The organism is Planctomycetota bacterium, from assembly GCA_039182125.1.
GTDB lineage: Bacteria > Planctomycetota > Phycisphaerae > Tepidisphaerales > Tepidisphaeraceae > JBCDCH01.
Window position 1 is genome coordinate 18,724 of sequence record JBCDCH010000017.1, and the last position, 15,747, is coordinate 34,470.

Annotated in this window: 14 protein-coding genes and 1 tRNA gene; 7 read left to right on the top strand and 8 right to left on the bottom strand. The window is 63.8% G+C overall.

Annotation, left to right across the window (positions count from 1 at the left end):
* The first annotated feature begins 129 nt into the window (after positions 1-129).
* Genes AAGD32_06315 through AAGD32_06325 form a run of 3 tightly spaced genes read left to right on the top strand, consistent with a single transcriptional unit; the run spans position 130 to position 3,272 of the window.
* On the top strand, positions 130-1,713 hold the full coding sequence (locus AAGD32_06315) for a hypothetical protein (protein MEM8873858.1): 1,584 nt from the start codon (positions 130-132) through the stop codon (positions 1,711-1,713).
* A 48-nt stretch (positions 1,714-1,761) separates the two neighbouring features.
* On the top strand, positions 1,762-2,412 hold the full coding sequence (locus AAGD32_06320) for a hypothetical protein (GenBank protein ID MEM8873859.1): 651 nt from the start codon (positions 1,762-1,764) through the stop codon (positions 2,410-2,412).
* A gap of 32 nt (positions 2,413-2,444) precedes the next feature.
* A complete protein-coding gene (locus tag AAGD32_06325; protein MEM8873860.1) occupies positions 2,445-3,272 on the top strand; it encodes a sulfotransferase domain-containing protein in 828 nt (275 codons plus the stop codon).
* Positions 3,273-3,314: 42 nt separating this feature from the next.
* Here the strand turns inward: AAGD32_06325 and AAGD32_06330 are convergent, their stop codons facing one another.
* From AAGD32_06330 to AAGD32_06360, 7 genes are all read right to left on the bottom strand, one after another.
* A complete protein-coding gene (locus tag AAGD32_06330) occupies positions 3,315-4,499 on the bottom strand; it encodes a slipin family protein (protein MEM8873861.1) in 1,185 nt (394 codons plus the stop codon).
* Positions 4,500-4,877: 378 nt separating this feature from the next.
* Positions 4,878-4,955 (bottom strand) — tRNA-Met (locus tag AAGD32_06335).
* A 435-nt stretch (positions 4,956-5,390) separates the two neighbouring features.
* Positions 5,391-5,903, bottom strand: coding sequence for a hypothetical protein (locus AAGD32_06340; GenBank protein MEM8873862.1), 513 nt, complete (start codon positions 5,901-5,903; stop codon positions 5,391-5,393).
* Between the two features lie 199 nt (positions 5,904-6,102).
* Complete coding sequence (locus AAGD32_06345; protein MEM8873863.1) at positions 6,103-7,098, bottom strand: prepilin-type N-terminal cleavage/methylation domain-containing protein; 996 nt, start codon at positions 7,096-7,098, stop codon at positions 6,103-6,105.
* Positions 7,099-7,401: 303 nt separating this feature from the next.
* Entirely contained in the window at positions 7,402-8,073 is a 672-nt protein-coding gene (locus AAGD32_06350) for a PEP-CTERM sorting domain-containing protein (GenBank protein ID MEM8873864.1), read from the bottom strand.
* Positions 8,074-8,158: 85 nt separating this feature from the next.
* Positions 8,159-9,871 (bottom strand): FAD-dependent oxidoreductase, encoded by a 1,713-nt coding sequence (locus AAGD32_06355; protein ID MEM8873865.1) that lies wholly within the window; start codon positions 9,869-9,871, stop codon positions 8,159-8,161.
* 34 nt (positions 9,872-9,905) lie between these two features.
* On the bottom strand, positions 9,906-10,934 hold the full coding sequence (locus tag AAGD32_06360) for a GGDEF domain-containing protein (GenBank protein MEM8873866.1): 1,029 nt from the start codon (positions 10,932-10,934) through the stop codon (positions 9,906-9,908).
* A gap of 86 nt (positions 10,935-11,020) precedes the next feature.
* Between AAGD32_06360 and AAGD32_06365 the strand changes: the two genes are divergently transcribed.
* The 3 genes from AAGD32_06365 (at position 11,021) to AAGD32_06375 (ending at position 13,856) form a co-directional block, all read left to right on the top strand.
* A complete protein-coding gene (locus AAGD32_06365) occupies positions 11,021-11,737 on the top strand; it encodes a PEP-CTERM sorting domain-containing protein (protein MEM8873867.1) in 717 nt (238 codons plus the stop codon).
* Between the two features lie 67 nt (positions 11,738-11,804).
* Entirely contained in the window at positions 11,805-12,692 is an 888-nt protein-coding gene (locus AAGD32_06370; protein ID MEM8873868.1) for a type II secretion system protein, read from the top strand.
* Between the two features lie 24 nt (positions 12,693-12,716).
* Positions 12,717-13,856 carry a DUF6607 family protein gene (locus tag AAGD32_06375; protein ID MEM8873869.1) on the top strand — a complete coding sequence of 380 codons (1,140 nt, stop codon included), beginning with the start codon at positions 12,717-12,719 and terminating at the stop codon, positions 13,854-13,856.
* A gap of 100 nt (positions 13,857-13,956) precedes the next feature.
* On the opposite strand, the gene AAGD32_06380 is transcribed toward AAGD32_06375, so the two are convergent.
* Complete coding sequence (locus tag AAGD32_06380) at positions 13,957-14,853, bottom strand: hypothetical protein (protein MEM8873870.1); 897 nt, start codon at positions 14,851-14,853, stop codon at positions 13,957-13,959.
* A gap of 160 nt (positions 14,854-15,013) precedes the next feature.
* On the opposite strand from AAGD32_06380, the gene AAGD32_06385 reads away from it, so the two are divergent.
* Positions 15,014-15,745 carry a hypothetical protein gene (locus AAGD32_06385; GenBank protein MEM8873871.1) on the top strand — a complete coding sequence of 244 codons (732 nt, stop codon included), beginning with the start codon at positions 15,014-15,016 and terminating at the stop codon, positions 15,743-15,745.
* Positions 15,746-15,747: the final 2 nt, after the last annotated feature.

The following is a 15,747-nucleotide window of genomic DNA, read 5'->3' on the forward strand; positions in this document are numbered from 1 at the left end:
CGGTGGGACGGTTCTAAAGGGATTTTTGCTTTTCTGCGGGCTTTGCGGCGGTGCCGATGCACCGTGCCGGACATCTGGTATGCTGCATTGACTGGACTGTCCACCCCAATCCCCGAGGAGAGCCTTTCGATGCAACGCCAACCCCTCTCGGCCGCTGCGGCGGCTGTTGCCTTTGGTGCGTTTTGCGCCATCCCGACCCAGACATCGCTAGCCCAGAGCGTGATCCAGCTACCGGGCGTTCAGCCGGCGGCCGTCGATCAGCCTCGCGTGAACATCGCCTTCGCCCGGCCCGACAGCCTTGACGCGCCGCTCTTCGGCACGGGCATTTTCCTCGATCCGAATGACCCCGACCCGTTCGGCGGCGGCGTCATCGAAGCTGACTCCGTGCTCGTCGAAGCGTTCTTCGACACCGGTGCCTCCGGTGCCGCGGTCATCAGCCTCGGCGTTGCGAACGAACTCGGCTTCAACTTTCAGGAAGTCGGCGGCCAGCCCGTGATCTTTTCCGACGTCGGTGCCAACGGCAGTGTCGACTTCGCCGTGAGCGAACCGCTTGAGATGTTCCTCGCCGACTCGCTCGGCATCTTCGACGGCCTCGACGCCGACCGGCTCAACGATCTCATCCAGCCGGACCCGTTCAACGTCAACGGCACCTACACCCGTTCCATCGGCCCGATCCGTGCGCAGGTCGGCCCGGTGGATTCGTCCGTGCTGCCCGACATTCAGCCGCCGCTGGGGGACTTGGGCTTGACCGGGAGCGACATCAACGTCGTGGGCATGCCCGCGATGGACGGCCGGGTGATCGTGATGGACACCAAGCCGACTAACGAATTCGACGACTTCTTCAACGGCGTCCTCGGTGGCGGACAGTTGCCCGACGATCTGGCCGACCTCGACGTGTTCATGCGGACGTTTTCCTATGCACCCGGCACGCCGTTCAGCGGCAACGAGTTGGACCCCGGGATTCCGGACACCAACCTGCACGTCTCGCTGAGTTACGCCGACTTCGGCAAGTTCACCACGATCACGCCCGACGGAGCCGAGCCGCCGACGAGCATCAGCAACCCGTTCATCGGCCCCAACCCTCTGGGTGTGAACGCCGGCAACGGCGGCAACGACGACGCGCCGCCGCTGGTCCTCAGTTACGGCGGTGCCTCGGTCGAAGGTTCGTGGCTGCTCGACACCGGCGCGGCCGCGAGTTTCGTCTCTGAGCAACTGGCATCCCAACTCGGCGTGAGCTACGCCGAGGACGCCGGGATCGGTACCGAGAACCCCCGGCTCGACGGCGTTCCGCTCAGTCAGCAGTTCACCCTCGCCATCCAAGGCATCGACGGCAACCCGGTGGAGATCGCCGGCTTCTTCGCGGACTCACTTGCCTTGCCGACCGACGAAGGCATGCCGCTTGTCTTCGGCGAGACCGGCGGCGCGCCGGTGCTCGTGCTCGACATCGAACTGCGCGATCCCGAGACCGGCGAGATCGTTATCCTCGACGGCATCTTCGGAATGAACTTCCTCACGCAGTCGGTGGAACTGATCGATAGCGGGCTCGGCTTTCCGTTGCCAGGGTTGGCGGTCGATTCGCCGTTCGACTTCATCACGTTCGATGAGCCCAACGGCAAGCTCGGCTTCGCGTTGCCGGGCGTGGTGATCCCCGAGCCAGCGATGCTCGGTCTGCTCGCCGCCGCGCCGCTGCTGCGTCGTCGGCGCTCGGCATAGCCGCCGCGATTCCGTTCGTTTTCCCCAGCTTTCGACCTCGGAGATTCCATGCGCTTCATCACCGCCGCTGCGCTCGCAACCGTCTTCGCACTCACGGCCGTATCGCACGGCCAACTCGTTGCCAACGACGAGTATCGTCTCGAACTCTTCTACATCACTGAAGACGTCAACGCGTCCGCGATCCCGGTCGATGACACGTTCGTGCTCGGGGAGTCGACCGACGTCGTGACCGCCGACTTCGGCACGTTCACGGTCAGCAGCGGCCAATCGTCCAACGGCGACGGAACCACCAGCGCGTTCGTGCAAGTCTTCAATCCTGACGGCATGCCGCCGATCGGCACGCAGATCGACGGCTTCGTCGTCGACACGATCTTCCTCTCGCTCGCCAGCTTCCCGCTGCAAAACGGGCTTGATCTTGTGCCCGGTGCGACGCTGGTGTCGTCGTCGGCCGACGCATTGGCCGGAGGCGTGAGCTTCGGTCCGTTCACGCCCGGCGATGGATTCCTCAACGCCGCGACAGGCCCGGATTTCTTCGCGGAGTTCGCCCTCGTCAACGGTGACACGGCGGGTAATCCCGCCGACATCGCTCCGCTGGGCATCGACACGCTCCGGTTGGATCTGGTCGTGACGGAAATCCCGGAGCCGAGCGGGCTGATCGGACTAGCGGTCGCCGGTTTCTTGTTGCCTCGGCGGCGATAGGCCGGGACGGTCCGCGGGCTACACTCGGCCCCGTGCGACGCCAACTCATCAGTGCCCTCCGCGACATCGGCCGCATGGCCACCGCCGGGCAACGTGCGTTGCCCGGCTTCCTCGTCATCGGCGCGATGAAGTCCGGCTCGACGGCGCTGCACGAATACCTTGCCCAGCATCCGCGGATCGTTTCGGGCAAGCGGAAGGAGATGCACTTCTTCGACCGTCGGCTTCGACGCGGCCGGCTCTGGTACCGGTCCCAGTTCCCCAGGCGCAGCGAACTCGACGGCGGCAAGCTCACCGGCGACGCAACGCCGACCTACCTCGTTGCACCACACGCGCCCGCTCTGGCCAAGGCGTTGCTTCGCGACGCGAAGCTGATCGTGGTGCTGCGTGATCCGGCCGAGCGGGCGATCTCGCACTACTTTCATCAGCAAGCGCGCTGGAAAAACGAGCCGCTCGGTTTGCTCGAAGCGTTGCAAGCCGAGCCGAAGCGACTCGCGCCGCACCTCGTTCGGATGAAGGGCGACGCGCTGTACTTCCCGTGGGACTACACGCATTACGCCTACCAGCACCAAGGCGACTACGCGGTTCATTTACGGCGTTGGATCGACGCGTTCGGCCGGGATCGGTTGCACGTCATCGAGAGCGACGAACTCGCCACCGATACCGCGACGGCGTTGCGGAGTACCTTCGAGTTTCTTGGCGTGGATCCCGAGTTTGATGTGCCCAACGTGCAGCCGCGCAACGTGACGCCCGGCAAGCGTGGTGTTGACGAAGCGGTGTATGACCATTTGCGACAGCGCTTCGCCGAGCCGAACGAAGCGCTGTTCGATCTGCTCGGCCGACGCTTCGACTGGTGCAAGTAGCACAACGCCCGCGGCAAACGAATGCCGCGGGCGTTGCACTTGTCATGCGCCGACCAACTGCTTGCGCAGCTTCTCGGCGACGTTGTCGTCGGCGCCGGTACCACCGAGGACGATCCGCAGATCGGTCCCGGCCAGCACGTCCCGCAGCAGTTCCAGCTCGCGGAGCTTGGCCAGCTGCGGGTTGTCGGCGAGCAGTCGAGCGGTGTTCGCCTGGCTCCGAGCGGCGGCAGTCTCCTCCCGCCGGCGGATCAGGTTCGCCTCCGACTCCTTGTGGGCCGCGATCACCGCGTTGAACAGCTCACGCATGTCCCCCGGGAGAATCACGTCCCGCAAACCGACCGACTTCACCGCCAGGCCAAGCCCGTCGGCCCGCTCGGCCAGGGCGTCGCGGACCTCGTCGCTGGTCGCACGCTTGTCGGCCAGCAGCTCATCGAGCGACTTGGCACCGATTGCCTTCCGCAGCACCAGCTGCGCCTCGCGGTACAGCGCGCCATCGGCGTCGTTGCTGCTACGCGCGGCCGCCAGTACGTCGGCGATCCGGTAGGTCACCACGAGGTTCACCCGCAGCGAGACCTTGTCCGCGGTCATGATCTCCTGGCCGGAAACGTCTTGCGTCTTCTCACGAAGGTCGAAGTCCTTCCAGGTGATCTTCCCGCCACCGGTCCAGTAGGCGTGCAGACCGGGGCCGACCTGCTCGACGAGCCGACCGTCACGGAAGACCAGGGCGGCCTCCTCGTCGTCGACACGCAGCGCGGTGATGTGCTCACCGGCACCACGCTGGGCGATGATCGCCGCGAGCTTGGGGTGGGTCAGCCGGCCGTCGTTGTCGTCAACGTTGAACCGCTCGACCCGCACCCAACGGTCGGCCTTCCAGTACGCATGCAGGCCGGGGCCCGCGATGTCGATCAGTCGGCCGTCCACGAACACCAGCGCCCGCTCGTCGTCGGCGAGGTTGAGTACCTCCAGCTCATCGGCCGCGCCGGGGAGCTTGACGATCTGCTCGAGCAGCGGGTGCGTGAACTTCACGGTCGTGGTGTCGAACGTCGCGATCCGCTCGCCGTTGGCGAGGGTGAGGAACGCGAGGCTCGTGTAGGTGCCCGGGCCCAGCAACGCGACCGGGTTACCCCGGCTGAAGCGGACCGCCCGCTCGTTGAGTGCGACATGGGCACGGATGAACTTGCGACCGAAGTTTCGATCGGCAGTGGCCTTGATGAGTTGTGCGGTCATGATGACCTCCTTGGTGTTACGTCCACGCCAACGTGGCGTGGGTTGGTGATGAAAAGCGAACGGCCGCCGCGAACGTCGACACAAGTGTCAAAACGCCGGCGGGGCGGGGAGCGGGCCGGCCCCGGTGCGTCGGAGGCCGGCCGGCGACGCCGGTGACATGCCCTCCCCCGGGGGCGTCACCTTTGTCGCCGAGCCGACCCCGCCAGCACCGACGCGTGGCCCGATCCGCAGGCCGTCGCCGACGCCCGGAACTATGAAAGATGAACTATGAGCGCAAGCCTGTGGCTTCGCGGGCATAGAACATCCCCATAGACCGGGGCGTTTGCCGCGGCCGTTCAAGATGTAAACGTGTTCCTCTCGTATTTACGTTTGGAGTGGTGGTGACCCACACGGGATTCGAACCCGCAACCTACAGATTATGAGTCTGCTGCTCTACCCATTTGAGCTAGTGGTGCCAGCCGTGTCGTGCGGTTGAACCCGAGTCGAAACGTCCACCCGGCAGAGCCGGCGACGTCGATCGGCGTACAACGACGCGGAGCGCTGTCGTGTCGGCGAACGCGAAACGTCGCGAATGCCAACGAAAAACGCCCCGAAGGCGTTGGCCTTCGGGGCGTCGGAAGTGCGGTAAACAGATCGCGTCAACGATCCAGCCACATCCCACATGATCCCGAACGCCACGAAGACGCCGTGTTCTCAAAGGCCAACACGCTCGGCGCCGGCATTGAGGCATGGTCTCTTTGATCGTGTATGCGTTGGGTCATTAGTAATCTCCTTGCGGGACGGGGAACATATCACGCCGACCCGACAGGTCAAGAAGAAACTATAGAAAAATCAATTTCGTGAACCGTGCGGCCGTTGCTCTTCGGCAACTGTCGGTGAAAGCGGTACTACTCAGTCGCCGATTTTTGGCCTGATCGCGACCAGCACGTTGCCTTCCTCGTCGCGCAAGGCTCTGAGCTTCGCGACGGCGGCGGCGTGTTCGGGATTCTCCGGGTCGAGCCATTCGCTCTCGCCGGGCGCCTTGTACAGCAGCCCACCGGCCGGCGGGCGTTGGTCGTTGGCTAAAGCGTCGGCCGTGCGTTCACGGAACTCTTCTTTGACGCTGATGAGGTACTTCACATAGCGATCCGCCTCGGTTCCTTCGCGTGGTCTGACGACCATGGCGCGGTACGCGGTACCGCCGCCACTGCTGAAGGGCGGAATTTTCGTGACGTCGTCGGTGTAGAACGTCGCCCCGTCGTCGTTCGAGAAGAACGCCGGCGGCTGTTCGATGCCGCCGCCGAACAGCGAACTGAAAGCGAAGTAAAGGGCCACGACGACCAACAACGCGGCGATGCCGATCGTTATCTGCGGATTCTGGTTGAAAAAGTCCCGAATGGACCCACCGGAGGATGACTCTGACATGGTTGCGGACTCCGAAAATGTAACACCGGCCACGGATCAACAGGGTCATGCCTGTGTGGTCGCTCCGGCGATCGCACGACCCATGAATGCCGGAAGCGTTTCGAGTTTGCAGGTTTGCCATCGACGTGACATTGGCATCCTTGCAATGCACAGGGGCGGGACCGCGACAGTCGCAGCCCCGCCCCATGTGTATCACGATTTACATCCAGGCGTGGACCGTGCCGAAGATGCTCATGAATCCGCGTTGCGTGTTGGTTTCCTCGTCAAACCCGAGCAGCGGTCGGAACTGGACCGATCCGTCGGTGGAGAGGGAGTTCACACGCGCGTCTCCGGGTCGCGTGACCTCGGGTACGGGCACCTGCCACGGGCCGAACGATCCGTCGGCCTCGTTGTTGCTGAAGAAGTACTGGGCACCGGTGCCGTTCGGGTCATCCAGTGGCGTGACCGTGCCGGTGTCGAACGTCTCACCGTGGTTGAAGACGCCTTGATTGGCAAAATCACCGAACACCGCGACGCGATCGGTCATCAGTACCGGGTTGTCGTCCTGACCGAATCCGAGGTTGGTCCTGTCGGTGATTTTGAAGACCTGATAGGGCAGCTTAGTTTTAGGTGTGAGGCTGTTCGCGCCCATGTACCAGTACGAACCCAGATCGATGAACGTGTTGCCGCCGGTGTACTCGGCGGAGTTCTCGGAGAGGGCTCGCATGCCACCGGCGCTCTCGATCTCGTCGCGGTAATCTTCGAGTTGGTCCGTTTCCATCAGGTCGTACGGCGTCCCCGCAGCACCATCGAGGATGCCCAGCGGGGTGTAGTTGTCGAAGCCCGGGTCCGTGCCGGAGTAGTCGAGTTCGCGACCCGCGGCACTGGGACATGCCATGATGTCCGGGATCATTCCGTACTCGTCGACGAGTCGGTCGAAGTCCGGCGCTGCCATGTAACCCGGCGTGAAGCCGGTGTTCCAGAAGTTCTGCCATGTGCTGGGCACTCGCAGGTCGTTGTCGTTAACGAACATCATGGTGGTTTGGCCAAAGCTGCGCATGTTCGCTCCGCAGTTGACCGTGAGTGCCTGCTCGCGTGCCTGTTGCAAGCTTGGCAGGAGAATGCTGATCAGCAGGGCGATGATCCCGATGACCACGAGTAGCTCCACGAGCGTAAAGCCAGTGGGCTTGCGACTTGAATCAAGACGAACCGACATGTCGGCCTCCTACTTGGTTACGCCATCGATGAACCCGACGGCGGTGTGTTTCAAACCCGGCCATGTCCTCGGCCGGTGGCGGGGGACTGCCTCCTCGACAGCCAATTACCCCGCAGGGAAAGCACAAATTGGGAACCAATGTTTACCGATGAACGTTCGCCGAATCCGCGACGTTTGTCAACGTGTGAAATCGCGACAGATGTGGCGGGGTTGGGTGAGTCCGTGCGCGACAACGGTGCGCCGGGAGATCTCGCGCATCATCCCGGGGCACCGCTACAGCTGCGAAAATGTTTCAGAATCGGTCTATCGGCGACGGACCAATCCGAGCCCGCACAAACCAAGTAAAGCGAGGCTTGCCGGCTCGGGCACCACGAGCGTGTCGGCGTACTGGAAGTTATCGAGCCCGATCGCCTCGAAGCTCACCGCGCCGCCCTCGGAGCCGCCGAAACGGACCGCACTCAGCGGGGCGTCGAACGTGATGCCGAAGAAGCCTTCCTCGGTCGCCGGCAGGTTGGCGCTGACGTTGGCCAACACGTTGTCGCCGACATCAAGTAGCAGCAGGTCGATGTCCGAGTTCAATGCGTTGCCGACATCGAAACCTAAGGCCACGACCGGTTCTGGAAACGTCACGGTGATCGTCGTGGCGAAGGTGTCGCTGGGCGAGGTGATAAAGATGTCGAGGAACGGCGTCTCGTCGATGTTGTCCAGGTCGGTGCCGGCTTGGACGGTGATGTCGCCATCGAATCCGCCGACAAGTGAGAGGTCGATGTCCGAGCCTTCGAGCGTGAGGGTCGATCCTGACACGAGCTCGAAGGGAATGTTCGCTTCGTCGTCGAAAGTCTCGACCGCGAGCGGACCGGTCGCCGCATCGAACGCGGCCAAGTCGGTGAACACGCTTCCGGTCGGGACGCCGGCGTAGGCCGCGGGAATCAACGACAAAGCCGCGATCGCAGCGAGGGTGGACTGAGTTTGCATTTTCGGATCTGCCTTCGTGACTACCCGGCGAAGACGACGGCCGGGTGCGACCAGCATAACAGATTTCACGCCTGCCGGTGGTTGCTCACACGGCCGCGAGTACTTCGTGGACGTACTTCACGGCCATCGAACCCTCACCGACACCGCTGGCCACGCGTTTGATGCTTCCGGATCGAACGTCGCCGACGGCGAAGATCCCCGGGCGGGTGGTTTCCAGGAAGAACGGTGCGCGATCGACGGTCCAGTGGCGTTGGCGGTCGAGGTGATGGGCGGCGGCCTCCCCGGTACAGACGAAACCGTGTTCGTCGAGCGCGACACAGTCCGTATCACGCAGCCATTCGGTGTTGGGCGTCGCACCGATCATGACAAACAGCCCTGTCATACGGAGCGTTTCGCCGCTGCAGAGGGTGACGCTCTGGAGGTGGCCCTGTGGGCCGTCGCTGCCGTCGACGCCGAGCACCTCGCACTTCAGCCGGACTTCGATGTTGTTGGTGCGCTCGATGCGATCGACCAGGTACTGGCTCATGGAGCGCTTCAGGTTCGCCCCGCGGACGATGAGCGTGACGTGCTCGGCGTGTTGGGCCATGAACACCGCGGCCTGCCCGGCGCTGTTGCCCGCGCCGACGATACCGACCCGTTCCTTGGAGCAGAGCAACGCCTCGGGATGACCCGCGGCGTAGTAAATGCCTCTGGTCTCGAAGTCCCCGCAGTTCAGGCAGCGTTGGAGTCGGCGGTAACGAGCGCCGGTGGCGAGAACGACAGCTTTGGCGGTGACCTGTGTGTCGTCATCGAGCGTGACGTGTTTGAGTTCGCCGTCGCAGTCGATTCGCTTGGCGGCACTGGGGTTGGAGAGGGTGACGCCAAACTTGCGCGCCTGGAGCACGGCCTGTTTGGCGAGCTCGGTACCGGAGATGCCCGTCGCGAAACCGAGGTAGTTCTCGATCTTCGATGACGTACCGGCCTGGCCGCCGGGGGAGTTGGCGTCGATGAGTAGCGTGTCGAGCCCTTCGCTCGCGGCGTAGACACTCGCGGCAAGTCCGGCGGGTCCGCCGCCGATGACCATCAGGTCGTAGGGCGTCTCGCGCCGCAGCTCCGGCCGCAGGCCGACGCGCTCGGCCAGTTCGACGATGGCCGGGCGTTTGCAAATCTCTTCGCCACAGAAGATCGCGGGCATGTCGGCTTCGGCGAGGCCGTACTTCCGCGCCAGTGCCCGGCTGCCTTCGTCGGCTTCGGGGTCGATCCATTCCACGGGGATCTGGTTGCGTTCGAGAAAGTCCCGCAGCTCAAAGGTGGCCTTGTCCCACCGCGGACCGATGAGCGTCTTCGCACCGAAGCCATGACGCCGGAGCCACTCCCGGCGGTTCATGAACGTGCGCAGGATGATGTCGCCGACGTCGGAGTGGCGGGCGACGAGTTGGCCCAGACGCTGGCGGTCCATGACCATCACGCGCATCGGCTCGGCGGCGATACACGCCGCGACGGTCGGCTCGCCGGTGAACATGCTGATGTCCCCGATGAACGTCCCGGGCCGAACCATGGCGATGTACCGCGGTCCGTCCGGTCCTTGGTCGATGATGTCCGCACTGCCGCTTTCGAGGAAGAAGAACGGCGCGTCGCGCAGCCCCTGATTAAAAAGTCGATCACCCGGCTGATACTCGCGACATTCGGCCATCGCCGCGATCGTTTCCACTTGGCGGTCGGTCAACGTCGGGAAGAACTCAGGGTTGGTCCCGTCGGAAAACGTCGGGGCACGTTCGAGCGCTTCACGCGGAATGAACACATCATCGGCGACGGACATCGTCCGAAGCTTACACGCCCGATCGCGTGGAAGTTCATGCAACCCGGCGGGATTTGCTTTCCTGTTTGGCGTCGCGCAACTGGTTGCGGGCAAGTTGGAGCAAATGGTTGGGTGAGTTGGCGAAGTCGGCGTGCCAGTCGGCGACGCCAAAACTCAGGCTCGGTGGCGTCGACAAACGCAGAGGCTTGGCGAGGAAGCCGGCGAGCGTCGTGAGTTGTGCGGCCAGGGCTTCGACGTCGCTGCGTTTCCGGTCGGCCACGAGCAGGGCGAACTCGTCGCCGCCGTAGCGGTAGGCTTGATCGCCGGGGCCGAGGTGGCCGTTGAGCAGTTTGCCGATTTCGCCGAGCAGCTCGTCGCCGGCCTCGAAGCCGAGTGCGTCGTTGAGCGGCTTGAGCCGGTCGATGCTGAGCATCACCAACGCGATCGGTCGGCCGGCAGTGTCGAGCGCCTCGACCGCGTCGGCGAAGGTCCGATCGAACGCCGGTCGGCTTTGCAGACCGGTGAGTTCGTCGCGATCGGTCGCGGCACGCAGGTCGCCCAGTTTGCGGGAGAGCGCCTCGGTCTTGTCCGCGACCTGGCGGTCGATCCGTTGGTCGACGTGGGCGGCGAGGGTTTTGTGATCGCGGAGGGCGGCTTGGAGCAGGGGCACGAGTGCCGACGTGCCGATCGGCCCGGCCACGGCGTCGAGTTCGGTCACCGCCGCCTCGCCCGCTCGGATGGTCGGCAGGAGGCGGCGCACCGCACGCGTCGGTCGGGCCCAGTACCGGTCGAAGAGGATGACGGCGGTGATGCCGAGGCAGGCGAACGTGGTAACGGCCAAACCCAGGTCCTGTCGGAGGAGCGCGATCGACGCAAGAAGCACCACGCCCACGACCGCCACGGTGGCGATCGCGATCCGAGCCCATCCCGGCTTATGGGAAGTGTCGTCACGAACCTCGACCATGACCCGGGCATCGGTCGGCCTGGCCGGGCACTTCAGTACTTCGGGCGGGTTGTTGGTGCTGAAGCCGCGTTTATCGGGCGGAAAATCCGTTTTCCTGAATTTATTGCGATTGAGTCGCATTTAATTTGATCAAGGTGCGGACATGGGTATGCTCGGCCTGCGTTCGCAAGTGCGACGCAATCTCAACGATCCGTAAGGAGAAAACGATGGCTTCAACGACGACCAAACGACTGTTCACGGCTGCCGGACTCGCATTCCTCGCCGCCGCCACGGCCTTCGGCGTGACGACCGCCCCGACCGACTGGACCCGCCCGGTTTCGGACGCCGACGCGCTGGCCGATCTGACGAGCTACCAGAAGTGGGGCGAGGATGAAGGATTCTCGACGGCGTTCTCCGCCTTCGTCGATCCGACCACCGTGGCCAACGTCCCCGAGGCGCTGACCAACCCGTTTGAATCGGCCTCCTCCTTCACGGATGTCAACCAGATCAACCCTGGCGCGTTCGTGACCAGCGGTGGCAACATCTACTCCCCGGGCACGGTCAACGACTTCGTCGTCGAAGTGGCCAGCCCGACGCTCGCCGGGGGAAGCACTTCGGTGTTCATACAGATCCGCACGCTGGGCAGTCCGCTGGATCTCGCCTCGTTCGAGATCAACGGGACGGACGCCACGGCACTGCCCGGCTTTACCTACACCGAACTGGCGCGAGTCCCGCTCGGCGGTTTCGGCGGTGAGCAGGTCGATCACCTGGTCGAGTTCACGGCCCCCGGTGTGACCGGCGATTACACCCTCGGGTTTACCGCCGCGGCAACGAGCCTGAGCCTGGACATCCTCGTGGTCGATTCGCTGGTCGCCGTGCCCGAGCCGTCGATGGCGCTGGGTGTGGCCAGCCTCGGCGGCCTGCTTCTTCGTCGCCGTCGTTAAGCCCCGTGTCGACGGTTCGGATCGCGCCCGTGTCGCCAAGCTTGACAGTCCACTCTCCGAAAGCCTCATGCCATCTCGAAACCCCATCATACGTTTTGGCTTTACGTTGGTCGAACTGCTTGTCGTGATCGGCATCATCGCCTTGCTGGTCGCGATACTGCTGCCAACGCTTTCCGCGGCCCGCGAGACGGCGGGGCGGGTGAAGTCACTCGCCGGCGTGCGGGAAATGGTCACGGGCTACACCGCCTACCACCAAGAGCACGGCGGCTCGCTGATGTGGGGCTACACGCCGCCGACGGTCAACGGGACCGCGGTGACGGTGGAGGACCCGGTGACGGGCCTGACCTTTGGTCTGCCGGTGGCCGACCGGTATCCGTGGCGGCTGGCCCCGTACGTCAGTGACGTGTGGGAGATCATCCACATTCACAAAACCACGCCGGACCGGCCATTTGCGTCCGATCCTTTCGGGACCGCGTTTTCTAAGGCGTACATCCTCAGCCTCGACCCGGCGTTCGGACTCAACAGCGTTTACCTCGGCGGACACCAAGGCTCGCTCTTTCGCGGCTTTACCGGCGCGGACAATCGGCCCAACGTCGGCAAGCACATTGCTTTCCAGGCCAGCGAGATTCGCCGCTCTTCCCAACAACTCGTGTTCGCCGAGACCATCCAATACAACGCGGGCGGCCTCGGCAGTACCAGCCGCGACGGCGAACGCCCCGGCCTTTTCTACGCGACGCCGCCCCGCGCCAACGGCCAACGCTGGACCGTCGATGACAACGGCGACTTCGAGATCACCAGTGGCGTGATCACCGGTCTTCCGGAGGGGCGAAACGGTGACCGCGCGGCGGTCAGTTTCTTCGACGGACATGCCGAGGCACTTCTTCCCGCCGAACTCGAGGACATGCGTCTCTGGGCACCCAAGGCCGATGGCTTCGAGTACGACTTCGTTCCCTAAATCCCTTTTCCCAAACAGCACCTGATGAAATCCAAGACCCTTCAATCGATTCTCTTTGCCGCGGTTTGCGGTGGTTCGGCCCTGGCGTTCCCGGCCGTTGCTCATGCCTGCCCCGGATGTGGCTGTGAGTCGGGCGCCACGCCCCACACGCACGAGCATCCCAGTGCCGACAAGGCTGAAGGCGCTGGCCTGATCAACGCGGCGGTCGCGGCCGACGAAGTCGAGCCAGTCTCGGCGATCGCGTTCGAACAGGATCGCGCCGCGATCCTGAAGCAGGCCGGCGTCTACGAAGTCGATTTCCGGTTCTTCGAGTCGGTCCCGCTGGTTGATGGCTATGAGCTGCGTGATCCGTACGAGTCAGGCGCGACCGAGTTCGTCGAGGTTGTCGTCGATGAGCCGGAGCTGATCGAGCTGCAGCACATCCTCGTGATGCGCTACAAGCAGGACGACGGCGAACTCTCCGATGCCGTCGTGATCAAGCACTGGCGGCAGACGTGGAAGTACGAGCCGACGCAGGTGTTGCAGTATGTGGGTGAGAACACCTGGCAGTTGCGCGAGGTCACCGAGCAGGATCGCGGGGGTGCCTGGTCGCAGACCGTTTGGCAGGTCGACGACAGCCCGCGCTACGGCGGCGTCGGACGCTGGGATCACAGTGGCGGCGTCAGCAGCTGGACCTCCGGCCCCGAGTGGCGACCCTTGCCCCGGCGTGAGCACACCAAGCGTGACGACTACGACGTCATGGGCTGCACCAATCGCCACACCCTCACGCCCGATGGATGGGTTCATGAGCAGGACAACACCAAGATCGTCCTCGGCGATGACGGTGAGGTGGCCCAGGTGCTGGCGCGTGAGATCGGCGTGAACACGTACAAGCGCGTCGGTGAGGCCGGCTTCGACACCACGCCCGGGCGTGAGTACTGGGCCAAGACCGCCCCGTTCTGGGCCGACGTCCGCGAGGCCTGGGACGCGCGACTCGCGAAGGGGTCGATCCGTTTGCAAAAGAGCGTCGACGACAAGCGGATGTACCAGCGGTTCTTCGCCTACGCCAAGGGGGTCGAGAGCATCGTGGACGCCGGCGGCAGCTACGAGCCGGGCTCGGCGGACACGTTCATCCGCGACACGATCGAGCTCTACTCCGAGCCGGCCGAACTCGTGGCACGCTAGGTGCTTCTCCGCGTCTTCGTCGGGGGTTGGAGATGCAAAGAAAAAGCCGCACCGTCGCAGGACGGTGCGGCTTTTCGTTTGGTGCAACAGGCTCGACCGATCAGCGCTGCAGGGCCAACGTGCGGTAGGTGTCACCGTTGACGTAGACCCAGGTGCCTCGGCCCAGCGGGTCCGCGTCTCGGCCGTCCCAGAGGTCGACCTCGCCATCGCCGTCGAACGTGGTCATGCGGAGCCGGTACAGGCCCGAAGCGAGGTTGTCGAAGCGGTATCCGCCGTTGTCGTCGACGCGGGTTTGGGTCTCGCCGGGGTCGTACTTGCCGTTGCCGTTGAGGTCGAGGTAGACGCGGTAGCCGGTGAGCAGGTCTTCGTTGGTGGTGCGTTTGCGGTCGCCGTTGAGGTCGGCGAAGGCGAAGCCGGAGATGCTGCTGGCTCCGGTGCCCGGCGGGGTGAACGACGTGCCGGAGGTGCGTAGCGGGATCTCGCCGAGGTCGAAGCTCCCGCTCGGGCTGGCAGGGATGGTGTAGTTCTTCGAGCCGGGCGTGAGGTCCATGCCGAGTGCCGGCGTGAGGTCGAGGTTCATGCCCTCGAGCACGTTGACGCTGAACCGCCCCGACGGTGAGGAGCGGACGGTGTTGTTGCCCTTGAGGTAGTCGGGGAAGAGCTTGAAGCCCTGGAGAAACGGCTCGCCGCGGTCGCGCTTGTCGTTGCCGTTGACGTCGGCGAAGAGTCGGCCGCTGACGGTGACGGGATTGCCGGTGCCGCCGCCGATGCCGATCTCGCGGATGAGCGACTGGCCGGCCTTGAGGTTCACGCGGACGCCGCCGGTGGTGGTGGGGGTGTTGACGTCGAAGCGGTACTCGCCGGGCGGCAGGTACGAGATGCTCTGCTCGCCGTCGATACCGTTTTTGGCCAGGCGATCGTTGCCGTTGTAGCTGCCGTCCTCGTTGAAGTCGGCGAAGACGTTGGGCGTGGTGGAGCGGGTGTAGAGCGGTTCCATTGCTGCTGTTCTCGGACGGAGAATGCGGAGAGTTTTTGGCGCATGCGCCGCGTCCTATGGAACAAGCCGACGACTGCTGAACTTCGACATTACCGATATCGGGGTGTTGACTAGCCGATTGAGGTCAAGGATAAGGCTTGTTTACCCACCAACGGACGAAATGAAAACCGTTGAAAAACTTGAGAATCGTCGTTTCCTCAACGCAGACCCGATCATCGTCGCTGCAGCGGATGCGGTAATCACCGAGGGCGAAGTGATCGAACTTGAGATCACCCGTACCGGGGACTTGAGCGAAGCGCTTACGCTCGAAATCGAGTTCGGAGGCACAGCCACGCCAGGTCAAGACACCATGATTCCCGACGGCACCGTGAGCTTCGAACCGGGCGAGAGTACCACTATCTATAGCCTTGCCTCTTTGGCCGATGATGTCATCGAAGGTGACGGAGAAGGGGAAGAAATTATTGCCCGTGTCTCCGAGCGTGTGACCGCGGAAACGTTGGTACAGAAGGGCGAAGCGAAAGTTGAGATCGAGGATCTGGTCCACGATCCTGACGATGACGATCCGGGCATGGGGTCGCTCGTGAATCCAGGCCCAGGTGCAGGTGAGGTGGCCGACGATGAAGGGACCACGATCGGCGACGTCAATATCAACGTGAATGTCTTGACGCCGGCGACAATCGGCACGAGCGAGACGGGTAAGCCGGGTGAAACCTTCATTACGGGCGGTACAGTAAACGTTACCATCGGGCAAGATCCCGATGGTACGTGGGGTGTAACCGGTAATACGGGTGGATTCGACGTTCTCACGCAAATCTTCGACCGTGACGCGATCCGCGAAGGCATAGCTGATGCCAAGGTATTGATCCGGCCGATGTCCCCGACGCCGATGTAGAG

Coding starts and splice junctions, on each gene's coding strand:
- AAGD32_06315 (MEM8873858.1), top strand. CDS start 130: ATGCAACGCCAACCCCTCTCGGCCGCTGCGGCGGCTGTTGCCTTTGGT.
- AAGD32_06320 (MEM8873859.1), top strand. CDS start 1,762: ATGCGCTTCATCACCGCCGCTGCGCTCGCAACCGTCTTCGCACTCACG.
- AAGD32_06330 (MEM8873861.1), bottom strand. CDS start 4,499: ATGACCGCACAACTCATCAAGGCCACTGCCGATCGAAACTTCGGTCGC.
- AAGD32_06340 (MEM8873862.1), bottom strand. CDS start 5,903: ATGTCAGAGTCATCCTCCGGTGGGTCCATTCGGGACTTTTTCAACCAG.
- AAGD32_06345 (MEM8873863.1), bottom strand. CDS start 7,098: ATGTCGGTTCGTCTTGATTCAAGTCGCAAGCCCACTGGCTTTACGCTC.
- AAGD32_06350 (MEM8873864.1), bottom strand. CDS start 8,073: ATGCAAACTCAGTCCACCCTCGCTGCGATCGCGGCTTTGTCGTTGATT.
- AAGD32_06355 (MEM8873865.1), bottom strand. CDS start 9,871: ATGTCCGTCGCCGATGATGTGTTCATTCCGCGTGAAGCGCTCGAACGT.
- AAGD32_06360 (MEM8873866.1), bottom strand. CDS start 10,934: ATGCGACTCAATCGCAATAAATTCAGGAAAACGGATTTTCCGCCCGAT.
- AAGD32_06365 (MEM8873867.1), top strand. CDS start 11,021: ATGGCTTCAACGACGACCAAACGACTGTTCACGGCTGCCGGACTCGCA.
- AAGD32_06370 (MEM8873868.1), top strand. CDS start 11,805: ATGCCATCTCGAAACCCCATCATACGTTTTGGCTTTACGTTGGTCGAA.
- AAGD32_06375 (MEM8873869.1), top strand. CDS start 12,717: ATGAAATCCAAGACCCTTCAATCGATTCTCTTTGCCGCGGTTTGCGGT.
- AAGD32_06380 (MEM8873870.1), bottom strand. CDS start 14,853: ATGGAACCGCTCTACACCCGCTCCACCACGCCCAACGTCTTCGCCGAC.
- AAGD32_06385 (MEM8873871.1), top strand. CDS start 15,014: ATGAAAACCGTTGAAAAACTTGAGAATCGTCGTTTCCTCAACGCAGAC.